This is a genomic window from Paenibacillus sp. FSL R5-192 (assembly GCF_000517845.1).
In the GTDB taxonomy this organism is placed as follows: Bacteria; Bacillota; Bacilli; order Paenibacillales; family Paenibacillaceae; genus Paenibacillus; species Paenibacillus amylolyticus.
In genome coordinates this window covers 197,216-213,872 of record NZ_ASPR01000003.1, presented here as the reverse complement: position 1 = coordinate 213,872, position 16,657 = coordinate 197,216, and the positions used below count along the sequence as shown (strand labels likewise).

The window sequence follows — 16,657 nt, the reverse complement described above, 5'->3', positions numbered from 1 at the left end:
TGTGGTGGAGAGTGTATACAAGTTTGTCATGGAACATCTGCAAGACGGAAGCTTGGATAAAACCGTGGCCGTGCAGCTACTCAAAAAGCTCAAAGCGGAAGAGGACGCTTATACGGCGTCCGGGTCAACCAATGCTGCCAAAGATATTGCCATTGTGGGCATGGCTTTGAAGTTGCCGCAGGCTGAATCTCCTGTCGAATTCTGGGATAACATCGTCAGTGGCACGGACAGCATTCGTTCCTTTCCCGAATCCAGAGTGCCGGACATCCAGTCGTATCTGCAATATTTGGGCATGTCGCCAGACGAAATTCAATTTAATGAAAATGCCTATCTGGATGAGATTGATAAATTTGATTACGCCTATTTTAAAATGTCACCCAAAGAAGCTAGTCTTACAGACCCCAACCACAGACTGTTTCTGGAAACGGCATGGAAGGCGATCGAGGATGCAGGGTATGGAGGCGGAAAACTGACGGGCAGTCGTACCGGTGTATATCTGGGCCTGTCCAACAATATTAGGGATTTGTACTCACGTTTTATCTACGATGCGGAACCGGAATCCTTTGCGTACTCGCTTGTGGGTAATCTGGCTTCTGTAGCGGCTGGTCGGTTATCCTTCTTACTGGATTTGAAAGGGCCGAGCATGGTGGTGGATACCTCTTGTTCATCCTCTCTGGTGGCCATTACACTGGCCTGTCAGGCGATCAAGGAGGGGCAATGTGATCAGGCACTCGTTGGGGGAATCAAGATTAATCTGGTTCCTTTAAAGAGTGATCATATCAAAATCGGGATTGAGTCGACAGATTGGAGAACCAAAGCTTTTGATGACGATTCGGACGGATCGGGCATTGGTGAAGGCGCAGGAGTAGTGATGCTCAAACCGCTGGATAAAGCGTTGGAAGATCGTGACCAGATCTATGCTGTCATTAAAGGTTATGGCGTAAACCAGGATGGTAAATCTATTAGTATCGCCGCCCCGAACCCAGAGGCGCAGACCGAAGCGATTCTTCAAGCCTGGGCAGATGCGGGTATCGATCCCGAGACGGTCTCTTATATTGAGACGCATGGCAGTGGCACCATGCTGGGTGATCCCCTAGAGGTACAAGGGATTGAGCAGGCATTCCGGCGTCACACCGGCAAAAGTCAATTTTGCGGGATCGGCTCGGTCAAAACCAATATCGGCCACCTGTCGGAGGCGGCTGGGGTCGTGGGTTTGATCAAATCTGCTCTGTCACTGCAACACAAACAGATTCCTGCTTCCAAACATTTTCACAGACCGAATCGGGCCATCGACTTTGCGGCTTCCCCGGTCTATGTGAATGCCCGATTGCGGGAATGGGATACCGATGCAACACCACGACGTAGCGGTGTTAGTGCATTTGGCATCAGTGGAACCAATTGCCACATCGTGCTGGAAGAGGCGCCGACGACTACGGTTAAGGAGCAGGAAGTGGAGGGAGGACATCTTCTAACCGTATCGGCCAAAACGGAGGCAGCTCTCCAGACCCTGATTACGGAATATGCTAACGTGCTCTCTCAAGTTGAATCTCAGCATGTACCTTCTGTATGTTATACCGCCAACACGGGAAGGGGCCACTATTCATACCGTTTACTGGTCACCGGGCAGGATGCGGAGGAGCTTCAACTTCGCTTAATTGAGGCTGGACGAATGATCGGATCGGCGGATGAGAATTTAAGCAAAAGTGTAGGACCCAATGGACATCGAAGTCCAGGGATTTATTACGGTTATCACAAGGTCAGCAACGATCAAAACCGTCCAGATTCACCAGCCATAGGTGGAGAAGAAGGGCATACGGGCCATCGGTCTATGAGTCTGAATCCGGAACTGGCGAAGATGGGTAAGGGGTATCAGGCTGAACAGGCCATACTGGACCAGATTGGAATGCATTATATACAAGGTGCAGAACTGAACTGGGAGCTTCTATACACAGGGGACGGGCTACGCAAAACAAGTCTGCCGACCTATCCATTTACCCGGACTCGCTGCTGGTTTGAAGTTCCTGAGGCAGCTCGTACCGCCGCTATCGCGAATTACAGCAATGCGGACTCGGAAGAACCGACGCCAGCCCGATTCTATCGGATGAACTGGAGGAGAGCAGATCTAACAGAGCCGGAGCCGATTCAAGGAACAGGTGCAGTGCTGGTTTTGAAGGATGAGGGTAACCGGGGAAGTGAATTGATTGAACGCCTTAAGCAGTCAGGGCGCCAAGTGATTGAGGTCTGTTATGGAGAATCTTTCAATCAGGAACCGGATGGATCATTTACGGTAAATGGTTCGGAAGGCAACTTTGGGGAGTTGTTTGTAGCGTTGGGAGAAACGTCCATCAGTGACATTGTGCATCTCTTTGCAGTCCCGGCTTCCACGGAAATTCGTACACTTCAGGCTTTGGAACAAAGTCAGCAAAAAGGGGTATATAGCCTGTTTTATCTGATTCGTGCCTTGATTGAGCACGGAAGTGACAGCGCGCTGAATATGATGCTGGTCTCCGAACAGGTCTACGAAGTCACAACCGGAGAGAGTCGGCTTTCTCCCGAAGCGGCCTCGTTATACGGTCTGGGCAAAGTACTCGCCCTGGAATATCCGCATATTACGTGTCGAAGCATTGATTTGGACGAGAGTACAGGAGTAGCTGAACTGCTTCAGGAAATGGGTTCCCAAAATCAGAGTTATACCTCTGCATACCGCAATGGGGTTCGATATATCGAGGAATTGGGTGAAGTCCCAGCCAATGAGTTAAAGGATTCTCCTGTCCATATCCAAAGAGATGGCGTGTACGTCATTACTGGAGGTACAGGCGGGATTGGTCAGGAAATGGCAAAATTCTTTGCTGCCCAAGCAGACGTTAAGCTTGTACTGATTGGTCGCACCCCAGTTCCAGTAAGATCGGAATGGGAGACTCTTCTTAAGGACCCCGAACTTGAACCCAAGATGGCGGCTCTTCTCCATAATTTCCTGGCGATTGAACAACAGGGCTCGGAAGTATCCTGTTATGCAGCCGATGTGTCGGATTATGCAGCGATGCAGGATGTACTGGCCGATGTCAGGGAGAAGCACGGGTCCATCACGGGTGTGATTCACGGTGCAGGGGTACCGGCGGTTGGATATTTGATCCGCAAAACCCAGGAAACGTTTGACGAAGTCCTTCATCCCAAAGTGCAGGGAGCCTGGATACTGGACCAACTGACCCGGCAGGATGAACTTGATTTCATGGTCTTTTTCTCGTCCGGTCTGTCTCTGTCAAGTGAGGTTGGACAAGGAGATTATTCAGCGGCCAATGCATATCTGGATGCTTTGTCTTACTCGCGGAGCAAAAGCGGCCTGAAGACCTTGTCTATTAACTGGTCCTCGTGGAAAGAAGCGGGCATGTCCGTTGATTATGGTTTTAATGTGGACGCCATTACCAAAGCCCTTCCGACCGAGCAGGCAACGGCCGGTTTTTTTGCAGCATTGAACAAAGAGGTGCCGCGTGTGTTGATCGGGGAATTTACATACCATCCTCGGTTTGCCAAAGCGCTATTGACCAAGTTTCCATTCCGATTCTCGGAAGAGATGACGAACAGGCTGAAGGAAGCCGAGAAGTTGGAAGAGTCGCGGCAGGTGGCTCCTGTTGCAGCCAAACGAAACAAATCGGCGAATGCACATGTTGAGCTCAAAGGGAAAGACGGCGAGGATTACAACAGCATCGAACGGCAGATTGCAGGCATGTATAACGAAGTACTCGGTTTTGAAGAACTGGATATCCACGACAGCTTTTTTGATCTGGGCGGAGATTCCATCCTGTTAAACCGTTTATTTTCTCTGCTCGAAGATGCCTATCCAGGCAAGATGAAACTAATCCATCTATTTTCGTACACCAGTGTACATGCGCTATCCCAATTTGTAATGACCAAGCTGGAAATAAAACCGGCTGCTGAGCCAGTCCAACCGGTGGATGATTTTGAACAGCTGTTTAAAGATATTGAAGCCGGTAGTCTGAGCATTGACGATGCAGTCAAGAGCTTCGAGGATCGTTGAGGAAGGAGAACCCGATGAACCAAACAAGCCAAATGCTGAGAATGATTATTGAGAATGCAGCCGCGGGCAAAATTGACAAGCAGGTTGCTGCCCAGCTGCTCAAAGGATTGAAATCGGAGGGTAGGCGGAACGACTCTGAGGGAATCGCCATTGTTGGCATATCGGCCATGCTTCCGTCTGCGGACAATATTGGCGAGTTTTGGGACAACATCCGCGATCGCTGTGATTCCATTGCCAATTTTCCGGACTCTCGTCGTCAAAATATTGATGCATATCTCCAATATGCAGGATATGGAGAGGACATCAAATACAGTGATGGTTCTTATCTGAAAGATATCGACCAATTCGATTACAAATTATTTCGGATTCCGCCTCGGGACGCGGCGCTGATGGACCCTTTTCAAAGACTGTTTCTACGAACAGCCTGGAGTGCCCTCGAAGATGCAGGATATGGTGGGAAAAGTCTGGCTGGCAGCCGTACAGGCGTATATCTGGGATTCGCCAGCAACATTAAGGACAGCTATCTGCGAATGATTCAGGATATTGATATTCAATTAACTTCGGATGCAGCTGTGGGCAATATTTCCGCCATGATGCCCGCACGAATCTCGTATCTTCTGGATCTAAAAGGGCCTTCGATGGTGGTGGACACCGCCTGTTCATCCTCATTGGTTGCCGTGCATCTCGCCTGCCAATCCATTCGGAATGGCGATTGTGAGATGGCACTTGCCGGTGGCTTGCGTGTGAACCTGATGCCACTGGATACGGAGTATTACCGCGGGGGACTTGAAGCATCGGATGGACGAACAAGAGCCTTTGACCATTCATCGGATGGGGCTGGAATTAGCGAAGGGGTTGCGACGGTATTACTTAAGCCGTTAAGCAAAGCGCTAAAGGACAAGGACCAGATCTATGCGGTCATCAAAGGCAGCGCCATCAATCAGGACGGAGCTTCTATTGGGATCACCGCTCCCAACCCGGAGGCCCAGGCCGATGTGATATCAAGAGCGTGGGATCAGGCCGGAATTCACCCGGAGACCCTGTCTTACATTGAGACACATGGAACGGGTACGAAGCTGGGAGATCCGTTGGAACTTGAAGGCTTAGAGCTTGCTTTCCAGAAGTATACGGATAAAAAGCAATTTTGTCCGATCGGTACCGTGAAATCGAATATGGGTCACCCCTATGAAGCGGCAGGTCTGGTCAGTCTAATCAAGGCGGCACTGGTTATCAAAAACCGTGAAATCCCGCCATCTCTTCATTTTGACAGACCCAATGCACAGATCGACTTCAAGACATCACCCGTGTATGTAAACACAAGACTTCGTAAATGGGAAGCAAAAGGATCTCCGATGCGCTGTGCAGTAAGCAGTTTCGGTTTTAGCGGAACGAACTGTCATCTGGTGCTGGAAGAAGCCCCGGTTGCTACAGATGTTGACTCTTCTTATGCGAAGGAAGGTCTGGTTGTGTTGTCCGCCAAGTCTGAGCCAGCTCTGCGGGAACTGGTCGCCACATATAGCCGATTAATGCAGGAAAAACCGCCTGCATGTCATCTGCAGGATCTGTGTTATACCGCGAGTGTCGGCAGAGGACACTACAACTTCCGATTGGCTGTATTAGCAGAGAGTCTCGCGGATCTGGGACTGAAACTGCAAGTCCTATCCTTGGCGGAAACGTGGAATGAGCCTGAGTCTTGGTTTAGCTTCGGGGAGCACAAAATCGTTCCTGCCAGTAAATCACAGCTTGAGCCAAGTGATATGACGGAAGCGTCACGGAAGAAGCTTGATCGACGGGTACAGGAGCTTACGCAAGAGGTTACCCTCTCCGAGTGGACTGATGAGGCTGGCGTGTCCGAACTTGGTTCGTTATACGTACAAGGGGCAGACGTAGACTGGGTGGAACTGTACAAAGGTACCGGTGTGCGTCGGGTCAGCCTGCCCGTGTATCCTTTTGAATCCCATCGCTGCTGGATTGATCTGCCCGAGGATCTGGTTTCGAGTCGTATCGATAGAGGTGCAGCAGTGCCTGTTCAACAGACAGAATATTTTCATTATACGATGCAATGGAGAGTTGCTGAACGGAAACGTTCGGGCAGCGGGATCTCCGTTTTACCGGGAACGGTATTGCTGATTGCAGGCAAGCCTGGTGCAGATGATTCTGTAGCTCGTGTGCTTGAGCGCACGGGCGTGAATATAATCCGGGCTGTAGTGGGCTCTGCTTATGCACATGTGAGCGACAATCGGTATACGCTTGGTGACGAGGAAGCGGATTACGACCGTCTCTTCGCAAGCCTTCGGGACAAGTCGGTGGATCACATCATTCATGTTGGCTGTTCTTTGGATACCCCGCAATCGGGTATTCACAGTCTGAATGAATTGCAGAACAGCCAGCGCCAAGGTGTGTACAGTGTGTATTATTTAGTGCGTGCTCTGATGAGAAGTGATTTTGCCGAGATTGCTGGTATTACACTGATTGCATTGAACGCCCACAATATTACGGGAGACGAATCCGCTCAGCGGCCGGAACATGCGCCATTCCTTAGTCTAAGCAAGGTATTGAGCCGTGAGCATCCATCCATCTCTTTCCGCTCCATAGACGTAGATGCAGACACCGCCACAGATGACTGGGTGGAGGAAGCGCTGGAGACAGAAGGTCAGGGGGATTATCTGGTCGCGTACCGTGGTGGACAACGTTATGTTGAAGAATTTACGCGTGTGCAGGTTGCTGAGGATGCCCCATTATCTGTACGCCATCAGGGCGTATATCTGATTACTGGGGGTGGCGGTGGTATTGGTCTGGAAACTGCGCGTTTCCTGGCTTCCAAAGCACCTGTGCGCCTGGCTCTGATCAATCGGACCCCGATACCGGATCGTATACATTGGGAGAACTTGATGAACCAGCCCGGTCAAGCCAAGCTTCGGCGATTCATTACAGCCGTTACGGAGCTGGAGGCTAAAGGTTCAGAAGTGTCTTGGTACAGTGCGGATGTAGCTGACTGGGAAGCCATGGATATGGTGATTTGGGATATGCGTACACGTTATGGGGCCATTCATGGAATTATTCATGGGGCGGGTGTCGGAGGAGATCAGCTTCTGTTGGATCGGAGTGAAGAACGATTCAGCGAAGTGCTGGCATCCAAAATATATGGTACCTGGAATCTGGATGAACTGACCCGCAGTGATGATCTGGATTTCTTTGTAATGTACTCTTCTGTAGCCACGATGTTCAGTGGTGTAACGCAAGCAGACTATGTGGCAGCCAATGCCTACCTGGATGCCTTTGCTGATGAACGTACCTTAAGAGGAAAACGCACGCTCACCGTGAATTGGACCACATGGAAAGAGACGGGCATGTCGGTGGATGCCGGTTTTACCGCAGACACCATCTTCAAAACGGTCCTTACGGCACAGGCGATACAGGGTTTGGCACAGGCGATGAACTCTTCGATCCGCAGGGTGCTGATCGGGCAACTGAACTTCAGTGGAGGCGGCGTTCGCTTGCTGGATAAAATGCAGGTTCGGTTGTCAACAGAACTCAGCGGCAAAGTGGCCGAATATCTGCAAAGCGCTGCTTCCAAAACGAGGTCGACCAAGAAGGCTGGCAGCACTTCAAATGGTGAAGTGAAATTATCAGGCAAGAGCGGGGGCGGATATACGGCTACCGAACGCCATGTCGCCAGCGTATGCAAAGAAGTTCTTGGATTTGATGAAATCGATATCTATGAGAATTTCTTTGAGTTGGGTGCGGATTCCATTCTGCTGCTGAAAATTCACGCGGGGCTCTCCAAGAGGTACTCTGGTGTTCTTGCCGTGACGGACTTGTTTGAATTTTCTACGATCCATAAGCTGGCTGAATATATTTTCAAAGAACATGGTGAATCGGAAGAAGACGCTAATCCTGTATTGAGTGATATAGATGATGCATATGCGACCAGCGAAAAACAGGAATCCACGCATGTTGCGGAGCAAGCAGAGGCAGGTTCCCAAGATCAGCAGCGTCCAGGACAAACTGTGCCTGGACCTTTGTCAGGAGATTTAGCCATCGTAGGGATGGCTCTGAATGTAGCTTCCACAACTGATGTATCCGAATTCTGGGAGCATATTCAAGGCAAGGTAGATCATATCCGTCCTCTCCCGGAACGAAGACAACAGGATCTGGACTGGTATTTGCAAAATACAAGGCTGGATCTCCCGGAACTGGATTCCAAAGCGGGAGCTTTTATTGAAGACATTGACTTATTCGATTATTCATTTTTCAAATTATCACCTAAGGAAGCCAGTCTGACAGATCCGAATCAACGTCTCTTCCTGGAGACGGTGTGGAGGGCCATTGAAGATTCGGGTTATGGCGGCGGGAAATTGGCCGGGTCAGATACCGGTGTCTATTTGGGTTATTCAACCAACACAGTCGATATGTATTCACGATTCATATATGAGACGGATTTGGGTGCTCTGCCGGATGCTGTGGTGGGTAACACACCATCGATCATTCCGGCCCGCATATCGTATTTGTTGAATTTGAAAGGGCCAAGCATGTTGGTAGATACGGCCTGTTCTTCGTCTCTCACAGCGGTGCACATTGCTTCGCGTGCCCTGTTAAGTGGAGAGTGTAGCATGGCCGCAGTCGGTGGAATCAAAATCTCAACCATGCCGATCACCAAAAAGAATGAAAACATGCTCCAGGGACTGGAGTCCGGTGATGGAAAGACCCGGGCATTCGATGATGATTCCGATGGTGCTGGACTTGGTGAGGGCATCGGGGTAGTGATGCTAAAAAGGCTGGATCATGCCTTGAGGGATGGGGATCAGGTATACGCCGTTCTCAAAGGCACTGCGATGAATCAGGATGGCAGTTCAGCCGGTATTACGGCTCCCAATCCAGCGGCTCAACAGGAAGTCATCACCAAGGCCTGGAAACAGGCGGGTATTCATCCCGAGACCATTACTTACATGGAAACGCATGGCACGGGAACCGCACTGGGTGACCCGATTGAAATCAAAGGCATCCAAAATGCGTTCCGACAATTCACGGACAGACGCCAATTCTGCGCGGTCGGTTCCATTAAAACCAATCTGGGTCATACCTCTGAGGCAGCAGGCATGATCAGTCTGATCAAAGCTGCACTGGCTGTCAGACATGGTGTGATTCCGCCGAATCTTCATTTCAATCGTCCGAACCGGAATATTGATTTTCATGCATCGCCTGTATATGTGAATACACGATTACGACCGTGGAAAGTGAAGGACGGACCGCGTCGCTGTGGTGTCAGTGCGTTCGGTATTAGTGGTACGAATTGCCATGTCATTCTGGAAGAACCCCCGGTGACAATACCCGTATCTGCACCAGTAACAGCACGTCCTCATTTGCTGGTATTGTCTGCCCGATCCGAAGAGGCACTTCAGCGGCTGGTTGCCGACTATGTTCGCCTGCTTGAACGGAACGAGCAATATGCACTCGCAGATATTTGCAGTACAGCAAGCACGGGACGAGGGCATTACCCGTTCCGGTTGTCACTTATGGGGCGGGATACGGAAGGGCTTCTGAACACGCTTAGACAGTTGGAGAACAAACCGTTTCAATCCATTGCACAACTAGGTGTAGAGTTCGGTGAACATCGGACTGTTCCCAAGAGCAAGAAGGATAAGGCTGCTGGTGAAATGACCGAATCGGAAAAAATGGGTCTGAGCCAATTAATGCGTTCAGCGATCCAGAGCTTTGTACAGGATGGACGCGAGTCGGAGTATTTGTTAAAGCAGATCGCCCATCTGTATGTACAGGGAGCAGATGCGGACTGGGAAGAACTGTACGCAGGTGAACACCCTCGTAAAGTCAGCTTGCCCGCGTATCCGCTGGAACGGAAGCGCTGCTGGATTAACATTCCCGAACGTCCACAGCTGCGTGAGGTCTCGATAGAAGAGGTCCCGGCTCCTCTGCACTATGCCGCTATGTGGAAAGAAATGAATCGAATATCGATTGGTCAACAGGGTGGCAGTACAGAACCGGTTGTAATGTTAATGGATAGAAATGGCACAGCCTCATCCGTAGCTGGGAAACTGGAAGCGGAAGGCCGGCTTGTGATCAAGGTTTACCGCGGAGAGTCCTACACCAATCAAGCCAATGCCGAATTTACCATTCGATCATGTGAAGAAGATTATGAACGGTTAATCCGAGCGGTAGAGCCTTATAAAATCTCGCAGCTTCTTCATTTCTTTGCACTGGATCAGGATGCGGATGAAGGTACTGTAGGGGAATTGGAAGAATCGCTTGATCGTGGCGTGTACAGTCTGTTTTATTTGTCCAAAGCGATGTCCAGGGTTCATTTCAAACGCCCGGTCGACTTGGTACTGGTGACATCTTGTACACAAAGCGTTACGGGCAGTGAGCTGTACATTCGTCCAGAACACGCACCCATGGTTGGGCTTGGCAAGACCATCTGTCATGAGATGAATCAATTCCGTTGCCGAAGCATTGATATTGATGCCGAGACACCGATGGAGCAATGGCTACAGGAAATTCGCGACCCGGACACGTTATATCTTGCTGCGTACCGGAAGGGGCGGCGATATGTTCAGGAGTTGGGCGAAATCCCGATGTCCTTGCTGCCGGAACGACCGATACACATGCGTGAAGGCGGTGTGTATCTCATTACTGGAGGGACAGGCGGAATTGGAATGGAGACGGCGAGTGCACTATCTTTAGCGCCGGAGAAAATCAAACTTGTATTGATGAACCGCTCACCGTTTCCAGAACGGGCAACATGGGAAGAGGTGCTGTCCTCAGGTGAGGAAACGAAGTTAACCGCTCAGATTCAACGGATCAAAGAGATGGAAGCTCAGGGCACAGAAGTACATCTATACAGCGTAGATATTGCTGACCCCATTCAGCTTGCTTCGGTGCTCAGCAAAATCAGACAGCAACATGGTCTGGTGTCTGGTATTATCCACGGCGCTGGTGTGGCTGGCGAAGGTTTCCTGATGAATAAAGACCGTGAAGCCTTTGAACGCGTGATGCGGCCTAAAGTGCTGGGAACATGGAGTCTGGATCAGCTGACACGGGCGGATCAACCGGACTTCTTTGTCATGTTCTCCACAGCTACCACGTTCTTTAGTGAACCTGGACAAGGGGACTATACCGCTGCCAATGCCTATATGGATTCGTTCGCAGCTCATCGCAGGCAAGCAGGTTTGTCCACCCTTGCGGTGAATTGGACAGCATGGAAAGAGACCGGCATGGCCCGGGATTTTCATGCCAATTCAGATGGAGGATTCAAGGCGATCACAACAGCCCGAGGCATCCAAGGGCTGCAAGAAGCCATGCGCAAGGATATAACCCAGGTTCTGATCGGGGAACTCAACCGGGAAGGGATTTATCAGCATGTCTCTGATGATATGCCGCTCATGCTGTTTTCTTCCGATATTAGCGAGGCCATTGAGACAGGACGTAAGGGAGATTCAAGTCGTTCACATGAATCATCAGGCGAGATGAAGTTGCTGGGCAGGATGGACGAAGTTTATTCCGTCATTGAGAGCGCCTTAGGCCGACTATGGAGTAAATCGCTTGGGGTCAATGAACTCAGTATTTATGATGATTTCTATGAGTTGGGTGGAGACTCCATTCTGGGTCTCAAGATCGCCAATGGTCTCACAAAAGAGTTGTCGATTCTCGTGAATACAGCAGAGATCCTGATGTATCCAACCATTGCGGAATCGGCTGCCTATCTGGAGGAGTCTTACGGTCTTTCCATAGGTGAAGATTCTGTGGGAGCACTGCCTGCTCTGACTCGCGTGGAGAACCAACCGTATTACCCAGTCTCTTCTGCACAGAAGAGATTCGTCGTTCTGGACCGACTGGAGGGTCAAAACACCAATGCAAACATACCAAGAGCCTCCATCATGGAAGGGGACTTTGAGCATGGGGCATTTGAACAGATCATTCGCAAGCTGATTCAACGTCATGAATCCTTCCGGACTTCGTTTGAGATTCTGGACGGTATTCCTTATCAGAAGTTATGGGATCAGGTCGACTTCAACGTGGGTTATTCAGAGTGTACCCGGGAACAACTGACCGAGAAGCTCCTTGGTTTTGTGAAACCTTTTGAGTTGGATCAGGCACCATTATTCCGTTTTGAAGTGGTTAAGCTTGCAGATCGTGTACACGCCGTATTTTTTGATATGCATCATATCATCACAGATGGCATGTCCATGGACATCATTATGCAGGAAATCATTGATCTGTACGAAGGGCGTGAACTGCAACCACTCACCATTCAGTACAAAGATTATGCCGTGTGGCATAATGCCTTGCTCTCCTCTGGTGCTCTGCTCAAACAGGAAGAGTATTGGTTGAACCTGTATCAGGATTCCATTCCACAGCTCAAATTGCCTACCGATTATCCTCGTCCTTTGGCTAATGAATTCGAAGGAGATCAGGTCGTGTTTATCGGCAATGAAACCTTGACTATGGATCTGGAACGTATGGCTGCGAAGACAGGAACAACCTTGTTTATGCTGCTGCTTGCAGCATATAACGTTTTACTGGCCAAATATGCAGATCAGGAGGATATCGTTGTGGGCTCTCCCATTGCGGGCAGATCTCACGCCGATCTGGAGGATGTCGTTGGTGTTTTTATTAACATCATCACGATTCGTACCAAGCCACAATCCGGGAAAACGTTCCTGGAGCTGCTGGCTGAAGTTAGGGAAGGCGCCTTGAGGTCTTATGAGAATCAACAATTTCAGTTTGAAGACCTGGTGCGGAAGCTTAACTTGAACAGAGACAGACACCGTAATCCTTTATTCGATGCGATGTTTGCCCTTCAGAATGTAGGTACAGTGGACGTTACTGTGGGCAAATTCACTACGACTCCATATGAGTTTGGAGCTGCGGAAAGTCGTTATGACGTGTATCTCGAAATCATCGAGAAGCATGACAAGCTGCGATTTAATCTGGAGTATCGTACCAAGCTCTTCAAGCGGGAAACGGCGGAGAAAATGCTTAACGATTATGTAGAGCTGCTGCAACAGTTATTGCTTCATCCGGAACAAAAACTCGGCGAGATTGAACTGGAAAGCAGCAAGCATATGCTGGTTTCTTACGATACGGCCTCAGAAGATCTTGATTTTAATTTCTGATCAGGGAGAGCATAGCCTCTCCCCCACAAACAGGAGGAACAGGGACAATGAAGAAGATCGGGGTAATTGGAGCAGGCGTGATGGGCCGCGGTGTAGCCCAGAGTTTTGCACAGACAGGTCATGAGGTTGTCTTGGTGGATATCAAGGATGAAGTGCTGGAGAGCGCTGGAGAAGAGATCTATAACAATATCCGGATGCTGAGGTTATTCAAGAAAGTAGAGGGACTGGAAGACCCGGAGATCATCATGGAGCGCATCCATATGACGACGGAACTGGAGATGCTTCGTGAAGCTGATATTATCGTTGAAAATGTGAATGAACAGTGGGACATCAAAAAGGAAGTGTACAGCCTGATCGATCCGATCTGTCATGAGGCATGCATATTTCTGGTGAACACTTCGTGTATCTCCATTACCAAAATTGCAGCACTAACCAAGCGGCCTGATCGGGTCATTGGTACTCATTTTATGAATCCGGTTCCCCTGAAATCAGCAGTTGAAGTGATCAAGGGTATGCACACCTCGGATCGTACCATTGAAGAAGTAACTGAACTATTGTCATCCATCGGTAAAGAGACGATTCTGGTTAACGACTTTCCCGGATTTGTCTCGAACCGGATTTCCCATCTGTTTATGAATGAAGCTGCTTTTGTTCTACAGGATCAGGTGGCTACAGCACGTGAGGTGGATGATATTTTTGTGAAATGTTATGGACACACGATGGGACCGCTGGAGACAGCAGATTTAATCGGCTTGGATACTGTTGTGGATTCGCTCGATGTGCTGTATGAGAGCTATCAGGACCCGAAATTCCGTTGCTGTCCTTTACTGAGAAAGATGGTGCACGCCGGACAGACTGGAAGAAAGTCGGGGGAAGGTTTCTATAGTTACTAATCAACTGCATGAATCGTTCATGGCATGAAAAGCTTTATTGCGTATTCAAAACACCATTTTAATGAGGGAAAGGGAGTAATACACATGGAAGAAGTTAAAGGTAGAGTTCGCAAGTTTCTGGGTCGTTTTTTCAAAAAGCACGAGCTTCAGGACGACGAGGATATCTTTGCCCTTGGTTTTGTGAATTCGTTGTTTGCGATGCAACTAGTTATGTTTCTGGAGAAGGAATTCTCCATTCGTGTCGACAATAAAGATCTGGATTTGCAGAACTTCAAGTCCATTAACGCCATCGTTGAGCTTATTGAGAGCAAGATGGTCAGTTCTTAGGAAGCTGATTCGGTCCACAGTCCAGTGTACCGTTTGCATTCATCCAGTCCCATTCTAAGGAGGTTAACGTGTTGAAAATGGAATTGAGCGAACAGCAGCTCCAATGCAAGCAGGATGCTGCATCATTTACCAATCAATATATCGTCCCATACGCAGGCTTGCACGATAGAGAGGAACGGCTTCATCCAGAGGTTATCGATTCGCTGAAATCCTCCGGTTATCTGGGTTCCATGATTCCTAGGGAGTATGGAGGCATGGGGCTTGATCCGATATCGGTTGGGGTGCTGAATGAGGAGATCGGAAGAGGATGTTCATCCGTCCGGAGTCTGCTTACTGTTCACGGTATGGTAGCCATAGCCATTCAGAAGTTTGGTTCCGAAGATATGCGGTCCTATTGGTTGCCACGACTGGCCTCGGGTGAAGTCATTGGAGCCTTTGGACTGAGCGAACCGGGAGTGGGCAGTGATGCCAAAAGCATCGAGACTATTGCCGAATTGGATGGAGATGGGTATCAGCTGAACGGGAAGAAAAAGTGGATCACGATGGGTCAGCTTGCTGACCTGTTTCTCATCTTTGCCCAAGTGAATGATAAACCAACCGCATTCTTGGTGGAACGGAATAATTCGGGATTGAAGACGCAGCCGATCAACGGAATGCTGGGGGTTAAAGGCTCGATGCTCGCGGAACTGCATCTGGAGCATTGTTATGTTGGCCCGGATCGTATGGTAGGGAGCCCAGGTATCGGTGTTTCCATGGTAGCCTTGCATTGTTTGGATTATGGTCGCTACACCGTAGCTTGGGGCTGTATTGGACTGGGACAAGCCTGTCTGGATGCTTCACTGAGTTATGCAGGCAGCCGCCGTCAGTTCGGAACTCTTTTGCAGGAAAATCAGTTAATTCAGAAAATGCTGACAGAAATCATTGTGGATGTGAGAGCAGCGAGGCTCTTATGTTATCAATCCGGTTATCTGAAAGAAGTAATGGACCCGGATTCCATTATGGAGACCTGGACGGCTAAATATTATGCGGCTGATATGGTCAACAAGGTAGCGCACCGTGCGGTACAGATTCATGGAGCCAAGGGCTGTAGTGCGGAGTATCCAGTGGAGCGCTTCTATCGGGATGCCCGCGTGAATGAGATTATTGAGGGCACCACACAAATGCATGAGATGGTTATTGCTTCATACGCTGCGAGTACCCATGAATCCGTACAAGAGGAGGCTGTTTTGTCATGAAAAAAATTAAATGTGTGATCTGGGATTTGGACCATACCATTTGGAACGGAATTTTGCTGGAGGATGAAGAGGTCACGCTGAAAGAAAATATTGTAGAAGTCATCCGTACACTGGATGAACGGGGCATTCTGCAATCGGTTGCCAGCCGTAACGATCATGAACTGGCAATGGCCAAATTGGAAGAATTCGGCTTGCGTGAATATTTCATCTATCCACAAATCAATTGGAATGCCAAATCCCGATCGGTAAAAACGATTGTGGAGTCCATCAATATCGGAATGGACACGATTGCCTTTATCGATGATCAGCCTTTCGAACGTGAGGAAGTATTATTCACTCACCCCGACGTGCTCTGTATCGATGCGCTGGCCTACCTTGAATTAACGGATATGGATGAGATGAACCCACGTTTCATTACCGAGGATTCTGCCTTACGCAGAAAGATGTACATGAATGATATTGCTCGCAATGAGAAGGAGGAGGAATTTGAAGGTACTCAAGATGAATTCCTGGCCTCTCTTGGCATGATCTTCACGATCTCCGAGGTGAAGGAAGGGGATCTACAGCGTGCAGAGGAACTGACGGTGAGAACACATCAACTGAATGCCACAGGTTATACCTACTCTTACGAGGAACTCGATCAATTCCGGTACTCTCCACGTCACAAACTGCTGATTGCAGGATTGGAGGACAAGTACGGCACATATGGAAAAATCGGACTGGCTCTGCTCGAATTAAATGACGAAGTTTGGACGCTTAAACTACTACTGGTCTCCTGTCGCGTTATGTCTAGAGGAGCAGGTACGTTGCTGCTGCATCATGTGATGCGTATGGCTAAGGAAGCGAACGTCCGTTTGCAGGCCGAGTTTGTATCAACAGATCGCAATCGTACGATGATGATCACTTACAAATTTGCTGGATTCCGTGAGATTGAGCACAACGGAGATTTTTATTTGTTTGAGAGTGATCTAAGCATGATTCAGGATCAGCCTGCGTATGTGTCCATGGAAGTTATCGCGTAAACCCAATCTAAGA

Annotated in this window: 6 protein-coding genes; all 6 read left to right on the top strand. The window is 49.2% G+C overall.

Translation table 11 applies throughout. From position 1 onward, the window contains the following. Window positions 1-4 precede the first annotated feature (4 nt). The 6 genes from C161_RS31330 to C161_RS02715 all read left to right on the top strand — a co-directional run bounded on the left by C161_RS31330 (window position 5) and on the right by C161_RS02715 (window position 16,644). Entirely contained in the window at window positions 5-4,036 is a 4,032-nt protein-coding gene (locus tag C161_RS31330; RefSeq protein WP_051449551.1) for a type I polyketide synthase, read from the top strand. Window positions 4,037-4,050: 14 nt separating this feature from the next. Beyond that, window positions 4,051-13,167 carry an SDR family NAD(P)-dependent oxidoreductase gene (locus C161_RS31325; RefSeq protein ID WP_051449550.1) on the top strand — a complete coding sequence of 3,039 codons (9,117 nt, stop codon included), beginning with the start codon at window positions 4,051-4,053 and terminating at the stop codon, window positions 13,165-13,167. Between the two features lie 47 nt (window positions 13,168-13,214). Next, the gene (locus tag C161_RS02730) at window positions 13,215-14,060 is read left to right on the top strand and encodes a 3-hydroxyacyl-CoA dehydrogenase family protein (protein WP_036668119.1); all 846 of its coding nucleotides are present in this window, start codon (window positions 13,215-13,217) and stop codon (window positions 14,058-14,060) included. 84 nt (window positions 14,061-14,144) lie between these two features. After that, window positions 14,145-14,387, top strand: coding sequence for an acyl carrier protein (locus C161_RS02725; protein WP_036668118.1), 243 nt, complete (start codon window positions 14,145-14,147; stop codon window positions 14,385-14,387). A gap of 77 nt (window positions 14,388-14,464) precedes the next feature. Continuing rightward, window positions 14,465-15,622, top strand: a complete 1,158-nt coding sequence (locus C161_RS02720) for an acyl-CoA dehydrogenase family protein (RefSeq protein WP_235193722.1) — start codon at window positions 14,465-14,467, stop codon at window positions 15,620-15,622. After that, window positions 15,619-16,644, top strand: a complete 1,026-nt coding sequence (locus C161_RS02715; protein ID WP_036668115.1) for an HAD-IIIC family phosphatase — start codon at window positions 15,619-15,621, stop codon at window positions 16,642-16,644. The genes C161_RS02720 and C161_RS02715 overlap by 4 nt, the downstream gene beginning before the upstream one ends. Window positions 16,645-16,657: the final 13 nt, after the last annotated feature.

Bases quoted from the DNA above. Each gene is read 5' to 3' on its own strand.
- C161_RS02725 (WP_036668118.1), top strand. From the start codon at position 14,145: ATGGAAGAAGTTAAAGGTAGAGTTCGCAAGTTTCTGGGTCGTTTTTTC.
- C161_RS02730 (WP_036668119.1), top strand. From the start codon at position 13,215: ATGAAGAAGATCGGGGTAATTGGAGCAGGCGTGATGGGCCGCGGTGTA.
- C161_RS02715 (WP_036668115.1), top strand. From the start codon at position 15,619: ATGAAAAAAATTAAATGTGTGATCTGGGATTTGGACCATACCATTTGG.
- C161_RS31325 (WP_051449550.1), top strand. From the start codon at position 4,051: ATGAACCAAACAAGCCAAATGCTGAGAATGATTATTGAGAATGCAGCC.
- C161_RS02720 (WP_235193722.1), top strand. From the start codon at position 14,465: ATGGAATTGAGCGAACAGCAGCTCCAATGCAAGCAGGATGCTGCATCA.